The organism is Candidatus Tisiphia endosymbiont of Ceraclea dissimilis (assembly GCF_964030735.1).
Lineage (GTDB): Bacteria > Pseudomonadota > Alphaproteobacteria > Rickettsiales > Rickettsiaceae > Tisiphia.
In genome coordinates, this window is record NZ_OZ034917.1 from 714,212 (window position 1) to 738,580 (window position 24,369).

Annotated in this window: 20 protein-coding genes; 15 read left to right on the top strand and 5 right to left on the bottom strand. The window is 32.1% G+C overall.

The window, feature by feature from the left end; all coding sequences use genetic code 11:
* Nucleotides 1-281: 281 nt before the first annotated feature.
* From ACQH1V_RS03490 to ACQH1V_RS03510, 5 genes are all read left to right on the top strand, one after another.
* Nucleotides 282-2,897, top strand: coding sequence for an AsmA-like C-terminal region-containing protein (locus tag ACQH1V_RS03490; protein WP_425360788.1), 2,616 nt, complete (start codon nucleotides 282-284; stop codon nucleotides 2,895-2,897).
* Between the two features lie 169 nt (nucleotides 2,898-3,066).
* A complete protein-coding gene (locus ACQH1V_RS03495; protein ID WP_425360871.1) occupies nucleotides 3,067-4,017 on the top strand; it encodes a D-alanyl-D-alanine carboxypeptidase family protein in 951 nt (316 codons plus the stop codon).
* A 691-nt stretch (nucleotides 4,018-4,708) separates the two neighbouring features.
* A complete protein-coding gene (locus ACQH1V_RS03500; RefSeq protein WP_425360789.1) occupies nucleotides 4,709-6,064 on the top strand; it encodes an MFS transporter in 1,356 nt (451 codons plus the stop codon).
* 18 nt (nucleotides 6,065-6,082) lie between these two features.
* Nucleotides 6,083-6,580 carry a ribosome maturation factor RimM gene (rimM, locus tag ACQH1V_RS03505; protein WP_341748574.1) on the top strand — a complete coding sequence of 166 codons (498 nt, stop codon included), beginning with the start codon at nucleotides 6,083-6,085 and terminating at the stop codon, nucleotides 6,578-6,580.
* 290 nt (nucleotides 6,581-6,870) lie between these two features.
* Nucleotides 6,871-8,847, top strand: a complete 1,977-nt coding sequence (locus tag ACQH1V_RS03510; RefSeq protein ID WP_425360790.1) for a UvrD-helicase domain-containing protein — start codon at nucleotides 6,871-6,873, stop codon at nucleotides 8,845-8,847.
* A 207-nt stretch (nucleotides 8,848-9,054) separates the two neighbouring features.
* On the opposite strand, the gene ACQH1V_RS03515 is transcribed toward ACQH1V_RS03510, so the two are convergent.
* Nucleotides 9,055-10,545, bottom strand: coding sequence for a carboxypeptidase M32 (locus ACQH1V_RS03515; protein WP_425360791.1), 1,491 nt, complete (start codon nucleotides 10,543-10,545; stop codon nucleotides 9,055-9,057).
* A gap of 320 nt (nucleotides 10,546-10,865) precedes the next feature.
* Between ACQH1V_RS03515 and metG the strand changes: the two genes are divergently transcribed.
* Together metG and ACQH1V_RS03525 are read left to right on the top strand one after the other, a co-directional pair.
* Complete coding sequence (gene metG, locus ACQH1V_RS03520) at nucleotides 10,866-12,395, top strand: methionine--tRNA ligase (RefSeq protein WP_425360792.1); 1,530 nt, start codon at nucleotides 10,866-10,868, stop codon at nucleotides 12,393-12,395.
* Between the two features lie 24 nt (nucleotides 12,396-12,419).
* Nucleotides 12,420-12,566 carry a palindromic element RPE2 domain-containing protein gene (locus ACQH1V_RS03525; protein WP_425360793.1) on the top strand — a complete coding sequence of 49 codons (147 nt, stop codon included), beginning with the start codon at nucleotides 12,420-12,422 and terminating at the stop codon, nucleotides 12,564-12,566.
* On the opposite strand, the gene ACQH1V_RS03530 is transcribed toward ACQH1V_RS03525, so the two are convergent.
* The 4 genes from ACQH1V_RS03530 to ACQH1V_RS03545 form a co-directional block, all read right to left on the bottom strand.
* Nucleotides 12,525-13,442, bottom strand: coding sequence for an RluA family pseudouridine synthase (locus tag ACQH1V_RS03530; protein ID WP_425360872.1), 918 nt, complete (start codon nucleotides 13,440-13,442; stop codon nucleotides 12,525-12,527). The genes ACQH1V_RS03525 and ACQH1V_RS03530 overlap by 42 nt on opposite strands.
* A 6-nt stretch (nucleotides 13,443-13,448) precedes the next feature.
* Complete coding sequence (locus tag ACQH1V_RS03535) at nucleotides 13,449-14,462, bottom strand: COX15/CtaA family protein (RefSeq protein WP_425360794.1); 1,014 nt, start codon at nucleotides 14,460-14,462, stop codon at nucleotides 13,449-13,451.
* A gap of 506 nt (nucleotides 14,463-14,968) precedes the next feature.
* Nucleotides 14,969-15,454, bottom strand: a complete 486-nt coding sequence (locus tag ACQH1V_RS03540) for an RDD family protein (RefSeq protein ID WP_425360795.1) — start codon at nucleotides 15,452-15,454, stop codon at nucleotides 14,969-14,971.
* A 98-nt stretch (nucleotides 15,455-15,552) separates the two neighbouring features.
* Nucleotides 15,553-16,203 carry an MJ0042-type zinc finger domain-containing protein gene (locus ACQH1V_RS03545; protein ID WP_341748580.1) on the bottom strand — a complete coding sequence of 217 codons (651 nt, stop codon included), beginning with the start codon at nucleotides 16,201-16,203 and terminating at the stop codon, nucleotides 15,553-15,555.
* A gap of 99 nt (nucleotides 16,204-16,302) precedes the next feature.
* On the opposite strand from ACQH1V_RS03545, the gene dapD reads away from it, so the two are divergent.
* From dapD to nuoH, 8 genes are all read left to right on the top strand, one after another.
* On the top strand, nucleotides 16,303-17,130 hold the full coding sequence (gene dapD / locus ACQH1V_RS03550) for a 2,3,4,5-tetrahydropyridine-2,6-dicarboxylate N-succinyltransferase (RefSeq protein ID WP_425360796.1): 828 nt from the start codon (nucleotides 16,303-16,305) through the stop codon (nucleotides 17,128-17,130).
* Nucleotides 17,131-17,134: 4 nt separating this feature from the next.
* Nucleotides 17,135-18,298, top strand: coding sequence for a DNA polymerase III subunit beta (dnaN, locus tag ACQH1V_RS03555; RefSeq protein WP_094649099.1), 1,164 nt, complete (start codon nucleotides 17,135-17,137; stop codon nucleotides 18,296-18,298).
* 374 nt (nucleotides 18,299-18,672) lie between these two features.
* Nucleotides 18,673-19,272, top strand: coding sequence for a recombination mediator RecR (recR, locus tag ACQH1V_RS03560; RefSeq protein WP_094649100.1), 600 nt, complete (start codon nucleotides 18,673-18,675; stop codon nucleotides 19,270-19,272).
* A gap of 407 nt (nucleotides 19,273-19,679) precedes the next feature.
* Complete coding sequence (locus tag ACQH1V_RS03565) at nucleotides 19,680-20,459, top strand: sensor histidine kinase (RefSeq protein ID WP_341748582.1); 780 nt, start codon at nucleotides 19,680-19,682, stop codon at nucleotides 20,457-20,459.
* A complete protein-coding gene (locus tag ACQH1V_RS03570) occupies nucleotides 20,440-20,868 on the top strand; it encodes a response regulator (RefSeq protein WP_094649102.1) in 429 nt (142 codons plus the stop codon). The genes ACQH1V_RS03565 and ACQH1V_RS03570 overlap by 20 nt, the downstream gene beginning before the upstream one ends.
* A gap of 38 nt (nucleotides 20,869-20,906) precedes the next feature.
* Nucleotides 20,907-21,062, top strand: coding sequence for a hypothetical protein (locus ACQH1V_RS03575; RefSeq protein ID WP_425360797.1), 156 nt, complete (start codon nucleotides 20,907-20,909; stop codon nucleotides 21,060-21,062).
* Nucleotides 21,063-21,206: 144 nt separating this feature from the next.
* The gene (nuoG, locus tag ACQH1V_RS03580; RefSeq protein WP_425360798.1) at nucleotides 21,207-23,270 is read left to right on the top strand and encodes an NADH-quinone oxidoreductase subunit NuoG; all 2,064 of its coding nucleotides are present in this window, start codon (nucleotides 21,207-21,209) and stop codon (nucleotides 23,268-23,270) included.
* Nucleotides 23,267-24,283, top strand: a complete 1,017-nt coding sequence (gene nuoH, locus ACQH1V_RS03585; RefSeq protein ID WP_425360799.1) for an NADH-quinone oxidoreductase subunit NuoH — start codon at nucleotides 23,267-23,269, stop codon at nucleotides 24,281-24,283. Before nuoG ends, nuoH begins: the two co-directional genes overlap by 4 nt.
* The last annotated feature ends 86 nt before the right edge of the window (nucleotides 24,284-24,369 follow it).

Sequence of the window (24,369 nt, forward strand, 5' to 3'; positions counted from 1 at the left end):
AACTTCTTCGTCAGATCGCAATGGCTAAATTCTTAATCGGATTAGCTATATCCCAAATTCAGTGATATATAGTCAATTCAGGGGAATTTGGGGCTAGGAACGATGGAGCGATGCCTATAAGTAATAGGCGAGCATTGAGCGACGACGTCACCAACTTCCTATCAATTGACTATAGTTTCTATTTTTAACGTTTTTGATATATACCTAAGAGACCATCGGGGATAATTACTTTAGTTATTTCTAACAATCTCCTAGTAATATTGGATCTTGGATAATCTTTTATGATAAGAAAAATAATTATATCTACTATCATTGCTATTTCATTGTTAATATGCTCTATATTAGTTGCTGTAAACTTTGTTGACTATAATTCTGTCAGTAACAGTTTTGTCAATGAATTAAAAATTTCTCCTCAAAATCTAAAAAACATAAAAATAACTAAATTTCCTATACCTTATTTGACTATTGATCGTATAAAAGAAGATGGAAGGCTGGAATTAGAAAATATAAAAATTTACTTTGCTCCATGGTCATTATTAATTCTTAGACCAAAAATTAGTGCTGTAACCATAAATAATGCCACAATATATTCAGATGAGCAGGATTTTGACATTATAAACCATGATAGGATAGTTAGTTCATTGATAATAAATGGTATAATAGATATAAATTTTGATGTTAAAAATCTGACTATTTTAAATAAAGATAACCAACCTATTCTTACTTTAAATAACTGCTCTCTATTTAAAAACAACCCTGTTTCTAGTAAAATTTCATTCAAGGGAAATGGGGGGTATGTAGGAAAATTATCCGGATTCTTTGAAAGAAATGCTAATCAAATAAATCTTGACCTTACTATCGCTAATAGTGATTATAATTTTCACCTGTTAGAAACCTATATAGACTCTAAACTGATAAATGGCAAAGCAGAATATCTAATACAACATTTAGCTGATATATTACATATTCTTATACCAGATTTAGATTCTTTATTTAGAAAAATTAACCCGAATGAAAAGATAAATATCAAGTTTGACATTTTGTCTACTCCTCAATTACTTAAACTAGAAAATATAATTATAGATTCTAATTCACTAGCAGGTAATGGTTCAATATATTTGAATAAAAGTGATGATGTTACTAGTATAATAAAATTACATTTTCCTAAGATAGATACAAAATCACTGATTACCTCATCAAATAATATTAAACAATTTAGCAATTCAATTTTTGGGTTAAGGTTTCTCTTTGAGAATAAATCAATTATCACCAATATTTTAGTTGATCAAATAATATTAAATAACGATGAGGTGTTAAATAATACTAAAATTTTGCTTAATTTAGACAAAGGGGTATTAGTGGTTAATGATTTTTCTGGTACAATAAAATCCGGAGGAAATTTTCAATTTGTAGGTAATGTAACTCAAAACTCAGTAAGAAGTATATTTGACGGCACAATTTACTTGCAACATAATGACCTTAATTCTGTATTGAATACTTTAGGTTATCAACAGGCAGTTAGTAAAAAGCCTACAGCTTTTATTTTATCCTCAGATTTAAAACTAACTTTAATAGATGTATATTTACAAAATCTTATGCTAAAAACTGAGAATACTAAAGTTACCGGTAATATTACGGCTAGATTTATTGGTTCTATGCCACATTTTATAGCTATTCTTGACTTCTCCTCGATAGATTTAAATAGAGAGGATTATCCAATAATTTCACCATTGGTAAAATTTGTCAAAAGTTTGTCAGAAAATATGAAAGATGAATCATACTTAGCTAAATATATTCCCATTAGAACAGTTAATTATTTAGGTAATTTTGATATCACGATCAATGATATAATTATGGGAGATAATTCATTTGGGAAAGCATATATATTAGCAAATATTTCGCCAGGTAATATTGAAATTAGTAATCTTGATATAAGAACCAATAGTGATTACATCAATCTTAGTGCCAATTTGTTAGCAAATAATATTAAACCACAATTAGAAGTTACAATAAATGATGGTTCTCTTAATGTTAACTATTTAACTGCTGAATCTTTACTTAATCTACGAAATAAATTACTAAATGAATTTGATTTAGAAAAAATAGAGTTAAAATTAGATGGCATGTTATCAAAAATAACGCAGAATGATCTAGTATTACAAAATATTAAATTTGCTTTAGCAAATAACAATGCCCTATTTAAGATCAGTAACCTTGAAGCAAATTTACTTTCTGGTAAATTAGCAGCAGAAGGTAATATTTTATTAGATCCATATACTCTTAGCTTTGTTTATGCCCTAAATTCTATTGATTTAGCTCAATTATCTAATATTTTTCCGAAAGGGTTACTAAACAATTATGGGGGGATGAGTATCAATGGAACACTCGCCACTAATGGTGATAGTTTAAAAAAATTGTTATATGAGCTTAGCACTCAATCAGAGTTTGTCGTAAAAAATGCTAAAATCAGTAACTTTTCCATTGATTCATTTATAGAAAAAGTTAATAATAAAGATTATAATCTTAAATATTTAAAAGAAGATTTAGCCTATGCTATGTATCAAGGGCAAACTGAATTAGATAGTTTGCGTGGCAACATTCAGTTAAAAAATGGCATAGCTACAATAAAAGATGTAGTATTTAATACGAAATATACTAGTGGGTCTGCATCATTAGCTGTAAATGTATATAATTGGGACATGACATTATCTTCAATATTATCTTTCTATATAGCAGACTCAAAACTTAATTTAAATGACTCTAGTAATCAAAATACTCCTATAAATCTTAAAATAAAAACATCGGGTACTATATTAGAACCTATAAAAACGTTAGATGAAACTGAATTAACAAAGGCTTTAGAGAACAAAAAAAAATCCACAGTTATAAAACAATAATTTTAACTTTGCCGACTCGTAATATTATTCTATAGTCAATTCAGGAGAAGTAGATAGCAGGAGCGATGGAGCGACGCCTATAAGTAATAGGCGAGCATTGAGCGACGACGTCACCAACTTCTCATCAATTGACTATATCTTAACAAGAAGATTTTTAAACCATATAATTATGCTAATGCGATTACAACTATTGCTATTTTTTTCCTGTATAATAACATTCAATATAAGCTCATATTCTGCTTATGCTGCAAAAAAACCTGTATCTGCCCCAACTCCAACAAGTCTTGTTGTAGATTACAATAGCGGTAGAATCTTGCATGATAAAAATTCTACTACTAAAATATATCCGGCTTCATTAACAAAACTAATGACCTTGTATTTATTGTTTGAAGCAGTAGAATCTGGTAGGTTATCAATAAATCAAAAATTATATGTTTCAAAAAATGCAGAAAAAACGTTACCAAGTAAACTAGGACTTAAAGAGAAAGACTCTATTACTGTAAAAGAGGCTATTTTAGGTCTAATTGTTAAATCGGCAAATGACGCGGCTATGGTTGTGGCTGAAAATATTAAAGGTAGTGAGGAAAAATTTGCTCGGTTGATGACTGTTCGTGCCCATCAGCTTGGTATGAGAGATACTTATTTTAAAAATGCTTCTGGATGGCATCATCCTTGTCAAAAAGCTACTGCTCGGGATCTTGCTAAACTATCTATAGCTATTAAGCGAGATTTTCCCAAATATTATAGTTATTTTTCTAAAAATAACTTTGTTTTTAGAGGTAAAACTATACGAGGGCATAATAAAGTGAATGAAACTTATGAAGGAGTTGAAGGGTTAAAAACCGGCTATACCACTCCAGCTGGTTATAACTTGATTACTGCTGCAACTAGAAAAAACAAATCATTGGTTGCTATTGTCACTGGCGGCAGATCTGCTGAGTCCAGAAATTTGCAAATGGTAAAACTATTAGATACGCATTTTGATAAATCGAGCAATAATAAGACAATGGCTAATAAATTGATAAAAGTTCCATCAAAAAAATATATTAAAAGAACAAAATCAACTAAAATTGTGACAAATATTAAAGCAAAAAACAAAAAAAAGTTGACTCGAAGTTAGGGAGGGGTAAGTAACCTCAATTTGGTATAAGAATAAGCCTTTTAAAGATATGGTTAATAGTTTACGCATGGCATTTAAAAAAGTCATATAGAAAATAGCTTAGCGTCATTGCGAGCCACCCATAACTGTTGAAAGTTAGAAGAGGAAGCGGTTTTAGACCGGATAGTTTAAAAGTCGTATGTGGTCAACGTCTATTAGCGAGAAAGACCGTAGGTCAACGAAGCAATCCACAAAAGTAATCAAAAGTGGATTGCCACGACCTACTTGCGTGGTCTCGCAATGACAGAAAACCTATCTAAAACCTGCTTTACCTTCTAACTTTCAACAGTTGTAGCGAGCCACCGTAGGCGGCGTGCTAATCCATTTCTAATCATTTTTCTGGATTGCTTCGTCGACCTTACGGGTTCCTCGCAATGACGGTTTCTAAATTATTATTTTCTTAAACTAACGTTTATGTGGGGTTTATGTGTAAGGTGAGATAGTAATACTGAGTTATGGAATGAAAAAAATAAGCAATACCAAAAAATAATGAAAACAGCTATTAGTGGAGCATAAAAATCTGCTATATTTATAGATATAACCGAATTTGCAATAACTTGTTATATTGAATTTATGTTAAGTAAATAACTCTTATAACCTAAAGTTTAGGATTAAGGTAATTTAAAAGCACTTAACTAATTACTTAACGTTGATGAATAGGAAGAACATAGCAATAGGGGGACATATTCAAAGCAATCTAACTAACAAACAAAAAAAGGTCGTTTTGTTACTCTCAATCGGTACATTCTTAGAATATTTTGATCTGATGCTCTATATACATATGATGGTAGTTCTTAATGAACTTTTTTTCCCAAAATATGATCCGCATGCAGCACAATTACTTTTATCCTTTACTTTTTGTGCTACATATTTATTGAGACCTATAGGGGCATTAATTTTTGGATGGATTGGTGATAATGTAGGTCGTAAATCAACCGTTATTATCACCACTTTCATGATGGCAATTTCTTGTCTTATCATTGCTAATTTACCAACTTATGCTGAGATAGGTATCACTGCTGCTGTGATTGTATCAATATGTCGTATTGTGCAAGGTATGAGTTCCATGGGAGAAATAATAGGGGCAATACTATATTTGAGCGAAACTATAAAACCACCACAACAATATCCAGCTGTATCACTATTGGCTTTTTTATCTGCATTAGGGGGAACATTTGCTTTAGGCATTGCATCTATGGCCATCTCTTACAATTTCAATTGGCGTTATGCTTTTTGGTTTGGTGCATCAGTTGCGTTAATTGGTTCAGTAGCTAGGACGACTTTAAGAGAAACACCAGAGTTTATTGATGCAAAACGTCGAATGAAAAGAATTTTTGCAGATATTAATGAAGAACAAGATATACTAAAAAATGACCCTATTTGGACAAAGAAAGTTGATAAAATCACAGCCTTATCTTTGTTTTTAATGAGTTGTATGTGGCCGGTATGTTTTTATTTAACATTTATTCATTGTGGAGAAATTCTTAGAAATAATTTTGGCTATAAGGTTGAACAAGTCATGTATCACAATTTTTGCGTTTCAGTGGTAGAAATATTAGGAGCTCTGGTATCGGTATACTTAAGTTATTATATATATCCTATAGTGATTTTAAAAATCAGATTAGTAATTTTCTGGGGTTTTATTTTGATTTATCCATACTTATTAAATAATGTTAGAACGCCATTTGATATTCTTTTACTTCAGTCATTTATGATATTTTTTGCAATTCATGTTGTTCCAGCCACACCAATTTTTTACAAATATTTCCCTATCTTTAAACGTTTTACTTATTGTGCTTTTATACATGCTATGTCACGTACGGTAATGTATGTTATCACATCTTTTGGGCTTATTTATTTAACAGAATATTTAGGTAATTATGGATTGCTGATTATTACAATTCCAATCATGATTGGATATAGTTTTGGCATATTGCATTTTGAAAAATTAGAGAAAACAACTGGAAATTATCCTAAAAAGAAAAAATGGTTTCTCTTAATGAATTAGGTAGTATTATATGGTTAAATGATGTCTAAAGAAGGTTTAATTTTTGTTGGTGTAGTACTATCAGCACAAGGAATAAAGGGCAATGTTATAGTAAAATCTTTTACTATGCCAAATACTAATATCATTAAAATGAATTTAGTTGATGAATTAGGAGAAAAAATTATTCTAAAACTACTTAGTCAAAATTCTAAAGGTGATATAATATGTAGATTTAACCAAGTGAATAATAGAACCTCTGCTGAACAATTAAAGGGATGTAAGATTTTTTGTCATAGGTCAGATTTTCCTTCCTTAGGTGAAGAGGAATTTTACATTGAAGACTTAAAAGGTTTATTAGTACTAGATGCCAATTTAGTCGTTATAGGAAAAATTATAAATATTTTTAATTTTAATGCCGGTGATATTATTGAAATTGAGTTTGCCAGCAATAAAACAGTAGAGTTATTTCCTTTTAACAAACAATTTTTTCCAGTAATTACTAAAGAACATGCTATTCTTAATTTGAACGTACAATAACAATAGACCTCTTGCATAACCTAATCTAATTGGTAATTTTGTTGTCAAAACTCGTCTCCGTTCCTCACGTACATCTTAGTACGCTGCGGTACTCGACTTCGTTTTTCCTAAAAATTCCTCAATTATCTTTAGGGTAGGCAAGAGGTCTAATATCAAAACAACCTATTCGGCTTAGCTATAAAGGATTAATATTTGATGTTATGCGATTGATGTGTTAGAATATTTTTTGTGGATTAAACCTATCCATTACCCACTGATATTAACATTTCCATTGGTATTGGCATTAGATAATGACCCAACAAAGCTTTCTAGATTCATTAAATCATCAGCAATTAGCAGCGGTTCTACACGTGCGTGGTTCTCTGCTTGTGCTTGCTGGAGCAGGGACTGGTAAAACTAAAGTATTAACAACAAGAATAGCCAACATAATTAATCAGGGTTTAGCGTCACCTAGCAATATTTTAGCAGTTACTTTTACCAATAAAGCGGCTAGAGAAATGCAAGAGCGAATCAGTAAAATGATTGATTGTTATGGGTTGAACATAGGTACCTTTCATTCTATAGCAGCCAAGATTTTACGCCAACAAGCAGATCATTTGAATCTTAACTTAAACAGTAGATTTACTATTATTAGTCATGATGATCAGCTTAAATTGGTTAAAGACATAGTTAAGCAAGAAAATATAGACCCCAAAAAATATGTTCCTAAAGTATTGCATATTATTATCTCACGTTGGAAGGATCAAGGATTATTGCCGTGTAAACTTTCGGAATCTGACATTAAGTTACCGATTCATAAAGTGGCTAAATCTATCTATGACGAGTATCAGCAAAATTTATTAGCATCTAACGTGGTGGATTTTGGAGATTTGCTACTATACAATAATGAGTTATTTATAAAAAATCCTGCAATATTAAAGCATTATCAGGAACGATATCAATATATTTTAATTGATGAATATCAAGATACCAACGCTGTCCAATATCTTTGGGCTAGGATGCTTGCGAGTAGCACAAAGAATATTTGTTGCGTTGGCGATGATGATCAATCTATATATGGTTGGCGCGGTGCGGAAATTGGTAATATATTACGTTTTGAAAAGGATTTTCCAGATGCTACAGTAATAAAATTAGAACAAAATTATAGGTCTAGTTCAGAAATTTTATCAGCGGCATCCAGTGTAATTGACAATAACAACAATCGTCATGGTAAAACCTTGTGGACTGATAAAAATGATGGACAAAAAGTCAAAATTATATCTTGTTGGAACGATAAAGAAGAAGCAAGATTTGTTGTATCTGAAATTGACAAATTAGTTACAGAAGGTAAGTATAATGCCAGTTTAGTTGCGATATTAGTTAGAGCTGGTTTTCAAACTAGAGCATTTGAAGAAGTTCTGATTAGTAATGCATTACCGTATAAAATAATCGGTGGTCTTAAGTTTTATGAACGAATGGAAATACGCGACCTACTCTCCTACATACGTATCACTTTAAATCATAGTGATAGTCTTGCTCTTGAGCGTATAATAAATGTTCCAAGAAGAGCCATTGGCAATACTACATTAAAACAAATAAAAGATTATGCAGCTGAACATAACATACCTATTCTTATTGCTATTCGTCAAATGTTACAAGAAGGAGTTGTTAAAAATAAGGTCAAAGATAGTTTAAATCAGTTAATTACTAACATAGATAATTGGAATTTGCGATATCAAAACGAGCCAGCACTTAATGTGACAAAAGATTTATTAAAAGAATCAGGTTATCTACCAATGTTACAAGAAGAAAAGACTGACGAGGCAATTGGCAGGATTGAGAATATTAATGAAATGCTGAGAGCAATTGCAGAATTTGGTAATATTCAAGAATTTATCGAACATTCGAGTTTGGTAATGGAAAATGAAACGTTAGAATCAAATTTTGGTGGGTCTATTAGTATTATGACTCTACATGCTGCCAAAGGTCTTGAATTTGATTTAGTTTTTTTGCCCGGTTGGGAAGAGGGGGTTTTTCCACATCAAAGATCACTAAATGAAGATGGAGAGAAAGGTTTAGAAGAAGAGCGGAGAATTGCTTATGTTGGTATTACTAGAGCAAAGAAAGAGCTGTATATTACTTATGCCGAAAGTCGTTTTATGTTTCATGAAGTAATAAGGTCTTCTCCTTCTAGATTTCTTAGGGAAATACCGGATAATGTTTGTGTTAGAACTTCTTCAACCAAACAGCTTAATTATTTAGGGGCAAAGCACAAATTTTCTTTTTAACCTAACTTGATTAATATTTGAGCCATAGTAAATGTGCGTTTATTACTCGATAATCAAGTTTTTTGTAGGGATTATAAATAGTAGGTTGTTCGGAATATATCCAAGTCACAACATCTATCTTTAAAAGCAAAATTTGTCACTCCCGCGTAGGCGGGAATCTAGACCTCTGCTTACGCAGGGGTGACACTAAGTCGAACAGGGATGACACTAATATAAATATTTTTGTTTAAGATAGTTTAAAAATATTTCCGATTGAATTCGATCTTCACCCGTAGCGTCTTTAATTAATTCACTAGTACTTTTTAATGAGCCATAGTTTCTAAGATTATTATTCAAGAATTGATTTATACCTTTAAATTCTCCTCTGGTGATTTCTTTTTTTATGTTATGATTCACTTCTTGTGCTTTTTTCATCAGCATTGAAGCAATAATTGCTCCGTTAGTATAAGATGGGAAATAACCAAAGCTGCCCATTGGCCAATGTATATCTTGTAAGCATCCATCTGTATCTGTTTGTGGAGTAATTCCTAAATATTCTTGCATCTTATTATTCCAATAATGTGGCAAATCATCCAAAGTTAGCTCTCCGCTAATTAATAATTCTTCTAATTCAAGCCTAACTATTACATGTATTGGGTAAGTAACTTCATCTGCTTCTACTCTAATAAAACTAGGGGATACTCTAGTCATTAATTTATAAAGATTCTCCCCAGAATATTCTTGTCCTTTAAATCCGAATTCGTCCTTAAGTAGCATTGATAAAAATTCACAGAATTCTCGTGATCTACCTACTTGCATTTCCATAAATAAAGACTGACTTTCGTGGACAGCCATACCTTTAGCCTTTCCTACAGGTTGGTTCTTATATTTGCTAGGCAGATTTTGTTCATATAAAGCATGACCTGTTTCATGTATAATTCCCATGATCCCTGAAATAAAATTACGTTCATCATACCTATTAGTTAATCTAATATCATCAGGAGTGCCTTGACAAAATGGATGAGCCGATTCATCTAATCTACCTTTAGTGCAATCAAACCCCATTATTGCCATAAGCCTTTTGGCAATTAGTTTTTGTTGTTCTTTATTAATAGTGTCAACTATAGGTAGGACATGTTCTTTGCTTTGTTTTTCTACTACCTGACTAATTAATTGCGGTATGGTTTTTTTAATATTATTAAAAACTACTTTAATTTCATCTAGTTTACGCTCAGGGTCATATGTTTCAAGTAAAGCATCATATTCAGTACAATTTAGGGTTTTGGCTTTAGATTTAGCCATTTCCCGTATACAATCTAATACTGTTTGTAGATAAGGTTTAAGTGATAGATAGTCATTATTCTTTTTAGCATTTCGCCAGATTAACTCACATTTTGCACTAGCAGTAACATATTTTTTTCTTAAATCATCATCTATACAGTTAGATTCTACGATCCGTCTTTTTGTTTCTCGTAAATTTGCTAATTGCCAAATATCTAGCATATCTTGGTTTTCAGAAACAGCCTGTATTAATTCACCGAGTTTTGGTGATTTTAATCTAGAATGTGCTATGGAAGATAATAGTGATATTTCGTTTGTTCTACTATCAATCGATCCTTGCGAAATGTTTACTGCGATATCCCAATAGAGTATACTAATCACGTTATTAATTTGAAAGATTTGCTCTAATTCTTGTTCTAACAATGTATAATGCTTCATATAATTATTCCCTAATTGTAACTATTTTTATAGTATACTAGTTTAGCAAAAATCACTATAATAAATACAAAAACTTGATTTTTTTATATATATAACTAACTCGACTAACATTACTTTCAATTCACAACATCATTGCGAGAAAGACCTTAGATAGACGAAGCAATCCACAAAAGTAACCAAAATGGATTGCTTCGTCGCTACTAAAGTAGCTCCTCGCAATGACGTTGTGAATTGAAAGTAATGTTAATCGGGTTAATTGCAATTATCCAATTTTTGGATAATTAATTATAACAAATTTATGTTATTATAAATTGACCATTATGAAAAATACATATTACATTACTACACCGATTTATTATGTCAATGATATACCTCACATAGGGCATGCTTATACAAGTGTTGCATCTGATGTAATAGCAAGATTTATGCGTTTATCAGGTAAAGATGTAATGTTTTTAACAGGTACTGATGAACATGGTCAGAAGGTAGAAAAATCGGCTATTGCCAAAAATGTTGAGCCGCAAATATTTACTGATACGCTGTCTGAAACTTTTCGGACATTAATGCATTCAATGAACATTTCTAATAATGATTTTATTAGAACCACAGAAGCTAGGCATAAGCAAGCGGTAAGTAGTTTGTGGCAGACATTACTTGATAATGGTGATATTTACCTAGGTAGCTATAAAGGTTGGTATTCTGTACGTGACGAAACATTTTATAATGAATCAGAATTAACAGCCGACGGATTAGCTCCAACTCAAGCTCCTGTTGAATGGCTTGAAGAACCAAGTTACTTTTTTTCTTTATCAAAATGGCAAGATAAATTATTGGATTTTTACGATGCCAATCCTGATTTCATCAGACCAAATACCAGGCGTAACGAGGTTATTAGCTTTGTGAAATCAGGGCTGCATGATTTTTCTATATCGCGTTCTAGCTTTAACTGGGGGATTAAAGTGCCAAATGATAAACAGCATATAATATATGTATGGCTTGATGCGTTAACAAACTATATTTCAGCTTTAGGATACCCAAATGATACAAGCCAATATAATAAATTTTGGCCAGCTGATGTGCATGTGGTTGGTAAAGATATATTACGCTTTCATGCAATATACTGGCCAGCATTTTTGATGGCAGCAAGGTTGCCGTTGCCAAAATGTATTATGGCACATGGATGGTGGCTTAATGAGGGACAAAAAATATCGAAATCTATAGGAAATGTAATTGACCCACTGCAGTTAATAAAAGAATTTGGTTTAGACCCAGTTAGATATTATTTGATGAGAGAGATAATATTTGGCTCAGATGGAAGTTATTCTCGAAGTGGTTTTGTTAATAGAACCAATAGTGAGTTATCTAATAAAATTGGTAATTTGTTGCAAAGAACTCTAGCCTTTGTTTATAAGAATAATGATGCAAAAATTCCGTTAATTAGCCAAGAATCTATCAATAGCATTTATGAATCATTTTTAATTAAAACGTCACAACAAATTATATCAGAAAATTTAATATTTATGGATAGATTTGATATGAACTCGGTGTTAGAAAATATTATTACTTTAACTGAAGAAGCAAATATTTACATAGATCGAGAAGCCCCTTGGCAGTTAAAAAAAACTGATCCTATAAAGATGGCGGAAGTGCTATATACGCTACTTGAAACACTAAGATATATTGCTGTAATGTTACAACCATTTATCCCTGATTCAGCTAGTAAAATGCTTGATCAGCTTGCTGTGCCAGAGGACCAGAGAATGTTTAAACATTTAACCAAGGAGTTTAGTTTAACTCCAGGCAGCATCATTAGTCAGCCAGAAGCTATATTTCCAAGATTTCAGATATAGTCAATCAAGGAGAATCATGCTTCGGTGCGGGATATTATAGTCAATTCAGGAGAATTTGGGGCTAGGAGCGATGGAGCGACGCCTATAAGTAATAGGCGAGAGACGAGTGACGACGTCTCCAACTTCTCATTAATTGACTATAGTACAACCAATACTAAAGTAACTTGGTAAAGACGTATCAATTATTATTTCTTTACCAAGTACTTTCTCAGGTAAGATTACTTTTTTGGCATGTAATAACATTTCCCTGGATAAAGCTATTGCTTCTAAGGTGCCGTATTTTCTGTCCCCTATTATAGGACAAGCTAGCATTTTCGCATGAAATCGAAGTTGATGCATTCTACCAGTAAGAGGAGTAAACTCAACCAGTGTCAAATCATTATTTAACTTCTTAAGGAATTTATAGCGGGTTATCGATAATTTACCATTTTCCTCATCATTTTGCACAGTTTCATACGCCCCCCCCCTATTCTTACCTATCATACCACTAATTTCTCCCTCGGATTGTGGAAGCTTACCTAAAACTACCGCTATATAGGTTTTTTGAATATCCTTCTCCTGAAAGGCTTTAACTAATTTTATACTACTTGCATAATTTTTAGCAATTAGCAATATTCCTGAAGTATCTTTGTCTAACCTATGAACTAACTTAAAATCTGCCCCCCGACCATTTAAATATTGCAATGCATCATCTATAGATAGAGTTATCTTGCTACCACCTTGGGTGGCAAGACCTGACGGCTTATTGATTGCTATAAGCCACTCATCTTGGTAAATTAGATAATCCTTCAACAATTTACCAGCTAGTTTAATCGCTGAACTGGTAAAAACCCTATCAGAAGTTTTCAGAGTTTGTAAATTTAAACTATCCTCTATAAAAATTTGATCACCAACATTTATTCGCAGATTGGCTGCTACCTTACAAGAATTAACCATTATCTGCTTAAACCTTAAGGCGCGTTCAATCACTCCTTGAGTAAGACTAGGATATAATTTTTTTAAGTAACGATCCAACCTACAAGGCAGTTCTAGATCAACATTTAATATTGCCACTTATGCACTCTTTAATAAAAAATAACTCCACAATATACAAGATAACAGTATAATTGCACAAATCTGATGGAATAAAGCTATTAATACAGGTACTGAATATAAAATAGTAGTTATGCCAGCTAACATTTGTAATAGCAATATACCAACAATGTAATAAGCTGCTTTATTTAATTTAGGGTGTTTAGTTTTTATTAAGCTCACTACTAAAAATCCAGCACTAATACAAACTATATATGCTCCCATTCTATGAAAAAACTGAACAACCACAGGGTCGCTTAAACTATCTATAGTAAGTAGTTTAAACGTTAGTTCTTCAGGTATAAAATTATTACCCATTAATGGAAAGCTATTATATACCTGCCCAGCATCAAGACCTGCAACCAACCCCCCTAAAAAAATCTGTATATAAACTATACTAATAGTTACTAAACAACATAATTTTGCTGAACTCAAACTTATCGTTTGTTCATTTAGTAAAATATCAAAACTATTATTCATCAGCTGATAGAACAATAAATTATAGATGATAATCGCTATAATCAAATGCCCAGCTAAGCGGAAATGACTAACATATGGCTGCAAAATTAGCCCACTTTTTACCATATACCAACCCATAAATCCTTGAACCGCAAATAATAACAATATCCCCAAATATACTGGTAGTGATCTGCTAGCAATTTGCCTAGTCACCAAAAAATATACCAACGGTATCAGATATAATAAACCAACAACTCTCCCAGCAAAACGATGAATAAATTCAATCCAAAAAATAAATTTAAACTCTGAGAGAGTCATATTAATATTTTTTTGCTTATATTCGACTGATTGCTGATATTTACTAAACTCATCCTGCCACTCAGCATTATTGAGTGGTGGGACAATACCTGATACTGGCTTCCATTCAACAATTGATAAACCAGCATCAGTAAGCCTAGTAAGACCACCCCAAAAAATCATAAAAACCACCATACAGCAGCATGCAGCCAACCAAGGCTTTATTAATAGTTGTGACATTAAACCCAATATCTTTGATATCTATAATATAACAGATTTTTTTAATCCACTAATAGCTGTTTTCATTATTTTTGTAATATTTTGTATTTTTTTAATATAGTCACCTTACGTATGGTATTTAAAAGTCATATAGAAAATAGCTTGGCGTCATTGCGAGCTGATGTATCCCCACGAAATTGTTGCAAAATAACACGAGTTGCCAATTAATTGATTTTAGTAAACCCTAGACTTCACAAGGTTTGAAGAACATTTAATCAGGTCAAAAAATGCAATAAATTCTCAAAATTAGAAATTTTTTAAAATACATAGCGTTTTGATTATACTTTTCACGTGTCAAATAGTTCGTAAACTGCTTGACATCTAGGTTTTATGAGCTAACTTAATTGGCAACTCGCGTAAAATAGCAAGAATTTCGTGGGGATACATCAGCTCGCAATGACGCCAGACTATTTTCCATATGGCTTTTAAATTCCATGCGTAAGGTGAGTAATTAGTTATAGTGTTTTTTAACTCTTAATAACTACAGTTCCAGCAATTTTGTCATGTAAAGCTTGGCGTTGTTTAGAAAATAGTATAAACCAAATACCAACTAGCACTAATACATATCCACAAAATCTTTTAATTAATTGGCATTTACTAGGTTTTTCAAGAGTTATTGCATCTACTATTTTCATATGCATAATAAGTTTTCCAGGTGTGGCTCCGCAATAAATCCAAAAACCAATAAAATATGTTGATACTAGAGCAAAGTTAATGATAAGCATTAAAATAAATAATGTAAAAATACCACTAGCAGTTATGTTTTGGAGTAATTCCGGTTTTCTGCTACCCATTATTAGTATATCAGCCATATTAGCTTTAAAAAATAATAAAGATAGTCTAGATAAAATAAAGGCAGTGATTGGCGTTGTAAAAATTGACAACAAAAATGAATCTAGACAAGAAGCAAAAAGCCTAGGAACTAGTTTGGGGTATATAATTTGTTTATTCATTTTTTTTTCTAGCTTATATTGTATAATTATTTCCGATAGACTCCTAGCCCCAAATTCTCCTGAATTGACTATATTATAAATTCTCTTTCGAAAGAAGTCTAATGTAATATAAGATCCAAACCATTACCAAGCATAATATTTAATAACTCACTGGAACGAGGCACTACATCAAGATTCGTAGCAATATCAATATGTTGTTTAGGTAGGAGTTTGATATTTTTGTGATGCATTATATAAGATTTTACCGTTACATATTTTTTATCTAACAGTCTAACTCTAATTAATGGTATGGTCACATCACGGTCGGAGTTATTGGTTATCTGGTAGGAAACTTTAATTTGTCCTATTTCTTTATTTTGTTCAACATGGATGTTTCCTATAGTTAGGATATTATCATTTTCTTTATACAGAGCTGGTATGTTAAGTTTTTCTTGAAATAACAATAATAATAAAAGAATAATTACGCTAAACAATAATATAGGTAAAATATTTGAATGTTGGGGAGTTTTTGGTGGTAATAAAACTGGTAAATTGGCACCTTTGGTCAAAAATATTTTATTATTTTCATTAGTGCTAGCATTTTTTGCTGTATGATGATTTGATATAATTGGTGGTTGTTGTTCATCAAGCTCTGCTTGCTGATACCAGATATGGTTACATTGTGAACATTTGACCTTCCTACCGGTCATACCTATTTGTTCTTTCGAAACTATAAAGTTAGTGTTACAACTTGGGCAAGAAATACTCATTTACGTACTCTAATTTAGATACTCAAATTATTTTAGTATATTAGGTTGACTTAAAGATAAAGTAAATTATGATTTTTTTTATAATTTAGCAAGGATGTTATGCAAAAACATATTAATACTATAGAAGAATTTTGGCAAATACGCGACAAATTAACCCAAAATTCAGAAAAAACTAATTATGCCAAACAAATATTGCAGGATATTATTAATGGTTTGAATCAAGGGGTAATCAGGGTTTGTAAGAAAGAAGGGGCTGATTGGCAAGTTAATCATTGGGTAAAAAAAGCTATTTTATTACATATGATGGTAACTGATCCACAAATTTACTCTGGAGATTGCATGAGGTGGTATGATAAAATTGCCCCCAAATTTTCTACAGATTATAGTACAGAATTATTTCAAACAGATGGCTGTCGTATTGTTCCCGGAGCAATTATTAGAACAGGGGTCTATTTAGCAAAAAACGTTGTTGTTATGCCTTCTTTTATTAATATAGGGGCATATATAGGAGAGGGAACAATGGTTGATACCTGGGCTACTATAGGCTCATGTGTCCAAATAGGCAAGAATTGTCATATTTCCGGTGGAACAGGTATTGGTGGTGTGTTAGAACCAATCCAAAATAATCCGGTAATAATCGAAGATAATTGTTTTATAGGTGCAAGATCAGAAATAGCAGAAGGAGTTTTAGTAGAAGAGGGAAGCGTAATTAGTATGGGAGTATTTATTGGTGCTTCTACGAAGATAGTAGATAGAGAAAGTGGCAAAATAATTTATGGTAAAGTTCCAGCCTATTCAGTTGTAGTACCTGGTAGCTTGCCTGCTGATTCAGGGAAACCAAGTTTATATTGTGCCGTAATCGTTAAGCAGGTAGATGCCGGAACTAGGAGTAAAGTATCTATAAATGATTTGTTAAGAGGCAATTAAAGATATGGGAAACAACGAATTAAAGATTATAGTTGAGACCAAAACCCTAACTCATGCTCTGACTTTTGCTAATTCTGTAGTAGAGAAACGTAATGTAGTTACCGAACTTAGTCATATTAAATTATCATCGAAGGATGGTAAACTAGAGTTAATGGCTACTAATATGGAAATATATTTAAGCCAGAAAATAGCTGCTCAAGTAATAAGTGAGGGGGCAATAACAGTATCTACTAAAACATTAAATGATATAGTAAAAAAGATACCTGATAAAGATATAGTACTCAATGTGTCAAATGAAACAGAGCAGCTTGAAATTGTAGGAAAGAATTGTGCTTTTAATCTTCTAACTTTACCTGCTGACCAATTCCCCACATTAGATGATATTAATGTTGAAGCTACTTTTAAAATACCTTGTCGTGACTTTGTTAAGATGATTGAGGGTACTTTGTTTTCAGTATCTCTTGATGAAACTCGCTATAATCTTAATGGTGTTTATTTTTACGTAAAAGATGAAGAATGTTATATGGCTAGTACTGATGGTCATAGATTATCAGTGTCAGTAGTGGAAATGACCTATGAAGTTAGCGAATTTGGCGTTATTTTATCTAAAAAAACTCTCGAAGAAATTGTCAAAATATTAAAAGATCCTAAAAATATTCAATTAGAGGTAGAAATTTTTCTAAGTGTGAATAGGGTTAAATTTGTTTGCAATGATATTATGATGGTATCAAAACTAATTGATGGAACCTTTCCAGATTACCAAGGTTTTATTCCAGTAGAAAACAACTATAAGCTTACTATTAATACCAAATTGCTAGCTGATGTTATAGATAGAGTAGCAACAATAACTATAGATAAATTTCAAGCAATAAAATTAACTTTATCAAAAGATTTACTTGAAATTACGGCTTCTGGGGAAGCAAGGGGAGCAGCCAAAGAGACTATACCACATTCACTAGATGAAAATAATTTATGTGTTTTTGATCATGAAGAATCTTTGTCTATAGGTTTTAATCCTAAATATCTTACTGAAGCCCTCAATTCTATATTAAATGCTACTAAAGCAAACCAAGTTGACCTATATTTTTTGGATGCATCATCGCCAATGTTATTAAAAACGCTTCAGAATCCTAAAGACGTTTTCGTGATTATGCCAGTTAAAGTTTGATCACCACAAGAACATCACTTATAGCTCCTTGCTAATATAGTCAATTGAGGAGAAGTTTAAGAAAACAATAATTGAGAAACCGTCATTGCTAGAAGGCGTAGCCGACGAAGCAATCCACAAAAGTGATTAGAAATGGATTGCCACGCCACCTACGGTGGCTCGCAATGACGCTTGAAATGCATAAATGTCATTGGCAAGACCATGCAATGGTTTAAGCAATCCAGAAAGTGAGCAAAAATGGATTGCTTCGCCCATTACATGGTCTGGCAATGACGTTTTGTACTTTTCCGGAATTTTTAAATTGTCATGGGGTTTATGTGTAAGGTAAGTTAATAAGTTGTTTTAACAACTTTTAAAGTAGTGAAGGTATGTTTATGAATAAATTAAATGAAATAGATCAGTTGGTTTATCTTCTCTCTAAACTACCTGGTCTTGGTCAAAGATCAGCAAGGCGTATAGTCTTACATCTTTTACAAGAAAAAGATGTTAGGCTAAAAAGTCTAATTTCAGTTCTTTGTTGTGTAGATAGTAATGTTGTCAAATGTAATATTTGTGGTAACATAGATTCTCATCATATTTGCAGAGTATGTTCATCTGATGATCGCAACGAATCTATCATAGCAATTGTTGAGACAGTGACAGAATTATGGGCAATAGAGCGTAGTGGTATTTTTAAAGGACATTATCATGTACTAGGGCATAATTTATCAACTTCTAATGGTCACAACCCCAAAGCACTAAGACTACCGGAATTATTAGCTAGATGCCAGGATAAGAACATTAATGAAATAATTATTGCAACTAATTCTACTTTAGAAGGTCAAACTACCGCTTATTTCATTACTGAATATTTCAAAAATTCCACCATCAAAATATCAAGACTAGCTAGTGGCATTCCAATAGGCGGAGAACTGGACTATTTGGATGAAGGAACTCTATCTGCTGCAATAACATTAAGACAGCCTTTTGAATAATTTATTAAAAGTTATTTATTTTATCAAAATATTAGGTATTATACATAAAGTGTTGGTTATATAATTTGATAACTTCTATTAATGAATTATTCAAGGTTACTATAATAAATTGTTTACATATATTGTTAAATGATTATTTAAATAGTTTAACCTTTTCTTAGTTATTTTATATTTCCCTCACTATACTACTTTGATCTTAAGAATTGAATTCCATTTTGAATGGTGAGTACATATTAAACACTAATAAGATTAGTGAGCATGTAAATTCATGATAAAATGAGAAAGTGATTCTTAAAAACAAAGCAATATATCATTTTTTTAGGTAAAATAATCATATGCTCCAACTTCTTTGGGCTATTTTAGTTATATTTTTGATTCCTGTATTTTTTTATATTTGCAGGTATGCGATGTTTTCATGGTTCAATTTAAGAAGTAATTCAAAGACTAAAATATTAGCATTAGAACAGAAATTATCAGAACAAGATAATATTTTAAATCATGTTACTCATGAAATAAGGAGTTCAATACATGGCGGAAGTAGTATATCTCAATTTTTATATGAAAATTGGGATAAAATGGATGAGCAAGAGCATATAAAATATGTTGGTATAATAGCTAAGAATAATCAGCATATTATAAAATTAATTAATGATCTACTAGACCTATCTAAATTTAGTACTGGGAGGATGAATTTTAATTTTGTTGCTATGGATTTATTATCTTCTATAAAAAATATTGTGCAACAATTTACAGAATTAAATATATTTAACGATAAAGTCAATATTATTCTTATTAATAATAAGATTACGAAAGCAATGATTAGTGGGGATGAAATTAGGATCAGTCAATTATTAAATAATTTATTTAATAATGCACTCAAATATACTAAAGAAGGGTTAATTGTGGCAATAATTAATTTAAAAAATTATGATGATAAGCCTTATTGGTCCTTTAGCTTAATCGATACAGGCATAGGAATCCCAGACTCAGAGCTTGAAAATGTTTTTGAAGTATTTACTCGTAGCTCACGAACTAATGATAATTCTATTATTGGTACTGGCATTGGTTTATCTATTTGCCGGGAAATTATATTAGCTCATAATGGCTATATTTATGCCGAAAATAACCGTAGAAAAGGAACAAGGGTAGAATTCATGATTCCTGTATATGATGAAAAAGAGACATAAAATGTTGGCAAAGTGTAATATTATAAAAGTATTTACTATACTTTTTGTTGATGATGAACCAATCTGCCATGACGCGATAAATTTAGTGCTACGTCATGAACAGAAATATAGAATTATCAATGCTTATACCGGGCAAGAAGGCATTGATTTATTTAAAATACATACTAACAAAATAGACCTAATATTTCTTGATATTTCTCTTCCTGATATGACAGGTTGTGAAGTGCATAAACAGATAAGAAGTGATAAAAATCTTGCTCATATTCCTATAATTTTCCAAAGTGGTTTGTCTAGCAATCATCAGGAAATACAAGAATTTTTACAAGAGCAAGCAACATACATAATCCGCAAACCATATAAAAATCAAGAATTGCTTAAAACTATAAGGCAGTTCTATAAAGCTCCATAGAGTTATAGTCAATTCAGGGAAATTAGGTAGCAGGAGCGATGATTGACGCCATCACCAACTTCTCATCAATTGACTATAGGAATATCATAGGAGGGATTATATCACCTTCGAGTTTAGGCGTAACCAGGAAATTACTTAGCTATAGAAGTTATTTTTGCAAAATTGAAAAATTTAGATTAGTGAGTAGTATATAATATGGTATACTTCAAATAATTTGAATTATATAGTCAATTCAGGAAAATTTGGGGCTAGGATCGACGACGTCACCAACTTCTTATCAATTGACTATAGAAGAATATATAATTTTGACATAATGTAAAACTATAATATGAACATCAATGATAAAACTTACTATAGATGATATTGAAATTGAAGTAGAAGAGGGTACAACCGTATTTCGTGCCTGCAGCAAGCTTGGTATAGAAATCCCCCATTTCTGCTTTCATGAACGTTTGAAAATTGCTGGTAATTGTCGTATGTGCCTGGTAGAGATGGAAAAATCTCCTAAACCTATCGCCTCTTGTGCTACGCCTGTTGCCCCAGGTATGGTGATCCATACTAATACTATCGGCGTTAAAAAGGCTCGTGAAGGGGTAATGGAGTTTCTATTGATCAATCATCCTCTAGATTGTCCTATTTGTGACCAAGGAGGTGAGTGTGATCTACAGGATCAAGCATTTAAATATGGTGGAGCACGTTCTAGATTTTTGGAGAATAAAAGGACAGTCAAAGATAAATATATGGGACCTTTGATTAAAACCCAAATGACTAGATGCATACAATGTACAAGATGTATAAGGTTTGCCACTGATATTGCTGGAATTGAGGAAATAGGAGCTCTTTATAGAGGAGAACATATGGAAGTTACCTCTTACCTTGAGCGTAGTCTTGCTTCAGAGTTGTCAGGCAATATTATCGATGTTTGTCCAGTTGGAGCATTAAATTCAAAGCCTTATTCTTTTAAAGCTCGTAGTTGGGAATTAAAGAAAACTGAATCAATAGATGTATTTGATGCCCAAGGTTGTAATATCAGGATCGATAGTAGGGGGGAGGAAGTAATGAGGATATTACCTAGGGTTAATGATGACATTAATGATGAGTGGATATCCGATAAAGCACGATTTGCTTATGATGGTTTGAAATATCAAAGGTTAGATTCTCCGTATATCAGACAAAATGGTAAATTAGTTGAAGCCTCTTGGAATGACGCTATTGCCATAGTAGCACAAAAATTACAATCGCTTGCCGGTGATCAAATGGCGGCGATCGCTGGAACACTCGCCTGTACCGAATCAATGTTTTTATTAAAAACATTGTTACAGAAGCTAGGATGTAATAATTTTGATAGTAATCAATTTAATTATAAAATAGACCGATCTAGTAGGGGAAACTATCTATTTAACACAACGATTTCTGGACTTAAAAAAGCTGATCTTGCTTTGTTAATTGGGGCAAATATTAGGCAAATAGCTCCGGTTCTTAATGCTAGTATTGGTATATTACAAAGAGAGGGGAAGTTAAAAATAGCTCGAATTGGTAATATTAGCGATCAAACTTATTCTATCAATGAATTAGGGGCTAGCCCTGAAATAATTAAAGCAATAATATCAGGAGACCATCAATTTTCTAAGGAGTTGGCAGCCGCAAAAAATCCAATAATAATCATTGGTGATGGAGTATATTCTCGGGAGGATGGTTATGCTATTTTGGCACTCATTCATCAGATGGTGGATAAATATAAGATAGTTAGAGAGGATTGGAATGGTTTTAATATATTGCATAATCATGCGTCAATGGTCGGTAGTTTAGATATAGGTTTTAGCCCTAAAAATTCTAGTGCTAAGGGGGATGGTAATGGGGTTTATGAAATTTTACAAAAGGCAGAAATAGGTGATATCAAATTTGTCTATTTACTAGGTAGTGATGAGATTGATATGAGTAAAATCAAATCATCTTTTGTTGTATATCAAGGGCATCACGGTGATAATGGAGCAAATGCAGCAGATGTTATTTTTCCTGCTAGTAGCTATACAGAGAAAGATGCTATTTACCTAAATTTTGAAGGAAGACCACAATATGCTAGGGCGGCAACTAATCCAGTAGGACAAGCAAAAGAAGATTGGCTTATTATAAATAACCTAGCCAGTGGTTTAGGGCTAAATCTTGGTATGAATAATTTAGTTGAAATAAGAAATAAGTTGGCAGCAGAGTTTCTAGTATTTGACAATATTTCTGAAATAATGAGTGGTGACTTTATAAAATTTACCTCTACAGATAAATTACTTAACTATGATATAGTTACTAAACCGATAAATTATTACATGACAGATTCAATTAGTAGGGCATCTATTACTATGGCAAAGTGTTTGGAATCAAAACAAGAAAGGGAAAAAGTTGCATGATATCGTTATTTCAACAATATCTATTGCCGTTAATTATTGTGGCATTGAAAGTCCTATCTATCACTATTCCTCTTTTGCTGTGTGTAGCATATCTGACCTATGCTGAGCGAAGAGTAATAGGTTTAATGCAGTTAAGAAAAGGTCCAAATGTCGTTGGATATTTTGGGTTGTTGCAACCAATTGCTGATGCAGTAAAACTATTATTTAAAGAAACAATTATACCAAAGCAAGCTGATAAAATATTATTCACCTTGGCTCCTATGGTTACCTTTGTGCTTAGTTTAATTGGTTGGGCAGTGATACCTTTTGATAAAAAACTGGTATTAGCTGACATCAATGTTGGTGTTTTATATATTATGGCAATCTCATCATTGGGGGTTTATGGTATAATCATAGCTGGTTGGGCAAGTAATTCGAAATATGCTTTCCTTGGGGCTATTCGTTCGTCGGCTCAGATGATTTCATACGAAGTATCTATAGGGTTGGTGATTGTTACTGTACTTTTAACGACGGGAACTCTTAATCTTTCAGAAATCATAGAAAGGCAACAATTATTGCCTTGGTGGGTTGATTTGATGTTGTTACCTATGGCAGTAATATTCTTCATATCAGTACTTGTAGAAACTAATAGATTGCCTTTTGATTTATCAGAGGCTGAATCTGAACTGGTTGCTGGTTATAATGTTGAATATTCTTCGATGGGTTTTGCCTTATTTTTTCTTGGTGAATATGCTAATATGATTTTAGCTAGCGGTATGACCACAACATTCTTCTTAGGTGGTTATTTCCCGCCTTTTGGCATTAAATTCTTGAATTTTATGCCAGGCTTTATTTGGTTTATAGTAAAAGTTGGGTTGTTATTATTTTGTTTCTTATGGATAAGAGCGACATTACCTAGATATCGTTACGACCAGTTAATGCGTTTAGGTTGGAAAGTATTTTTACCTTTTACTTTATTTTGGGTGGTGTTAGTATCAAGTGTTTTAATGTTTACTGGTAATTTACCAAACTAGCTAAAATAATTCACCTTACGCATGGCATTTAAAAGTCATAGGGAAAACAACCTGACACTATTAGCGAGGTGCCACTGGTGGTGGAC

What these genes read in the sequence shown, in the direction of transcription:
- ACQH1V_RS03490 (WP_425360788.1), top strand. Translation starts at nt 282, where the DNA reads ATGATAAGAAAAATAATTATATCTACTATCATTGCTATTTCATTGTTA.
- ACQH1V_RS03495 (WP_425360871.1), top strand. Translation starts at nt 3,067, where the DNA reads ATGCTAATGCGATTACAACTATTGCTATTTTTTTCCTGTATAATAACA.
- ACQH1V_RS03500 (WP_425360789.1), top strand. Translation starts at nt 4,709, where the DNA reads ATGAATAGGAAGAACATAGCAATAGGGGGACATATTCAAAGCAATCTA.
- rimM (WP_341748574.1), top strand. Translation starts at nt 6,083, where the DNA reads ATGATGTCTAAAGAAGGTTTAATTTTTGTTGGTGTAGTACTATCAGCA.
- ACQH1V_RS03510 (WP_425360790.1), top strand. Translation starts at nt 6,871, where the DNA reads ATGACCCAACAAAGCTTTCTAGATTCATTAAATCATCAGCAATTAGCA.
- ACQH1V_RS03515 (WP_425360791.1), bottom strand. Translation starts at nt 10,545, where the DNA reads ATGAAGCATTATACATTGTTAGAACAAGAATTAGAGCAAATCTTTCAA.
- metG (WP_425360792.1), top strand. Translation starts at nt 10,866, where the DNA reads ATGAAAAATACATATTACATTACTACACCGATTTATTATGTCAATGAT.
- ACQH1V_RS03535 (WP_425360794.1), bottom strand. Translation starts at nt 14,462, where the DNA reads ATGTCACAACTATTAATAAAGCCTTGGTTGGCTGCATGCTGCTGTATG.
- ACQH1V_RS03540 (WP_425360795.1), bottom strand. Translation starts at nt 15,454, where the DNA reads ATGAATAAACAAATTATATACCCCAAACTAGTTCCTAGGCTTTTTGCT.
- ACQH1V_RS03545 (WP_341748580.1), bottom strand. Translation starts at nt 16,203, where the DNA reads ATGAGTATTTCTTGCCCAAGTTGTAACACTAACTTTATAGTTTCGAAA.
- dapD (WP_425360796.1), top strand. Translation starts at nt 16,303, where the DNA reads ATGCAAAAACATATTAATACTATAGAAGAATTTTGGCAAATACGCGAC.
- dnaN (WP_094649099.1), top strand. Translation starts at nt 17,135, where the DNA reads ATGGGAAACAACGAATTAAAGATTATAGTTGAGACCAAAACCCTAACT.
- recR (WP_094649100.1), top strand. Translation starts at nt 18,673, where the DNA reads ATGAATAAATTAAATGAAATAGATCAGTTGGTTTATCTTCTCTCTAAA.
- ACQH1V_RS03565 (WP_341748582.1), top strand. Translation starts at nt 19,680, where the DNA reads ATGTTTTCATGGTTCAATTTAAGAAGTAATTCAAAGACTAAAATATTA.
- ACQH1V_RS03570 (WP_094649102.1), top strand. Translation starts at nt 20,440, where the DNA reads ATGATGAAAAAGAGACATAAAATGTTGGCAAAGTGTAATATTATAAAA.
- ACQH1V_RS03575 (WP_425360797.1), top strand. Translation starts at nt 20,907, where the DNA reads ATGATTGACGCCATCACCAACTTCTCATCAATTGACTATAGGAATATC.
- nuoG (WP_425360798.1), top strand. Translation starts at nt 21,207, where the DNA reads ATGATAAAACTTACTATAGATGATATTGAAATTGAAGTAGAAGAGGGT.
- nuoH (WP_425360799.1), top strand. Translation starts at nt 23,267, where the DNA reads ATGATATCGTTATTTCAACAATATCTATTGCCGTTAATTATTGTGGCA.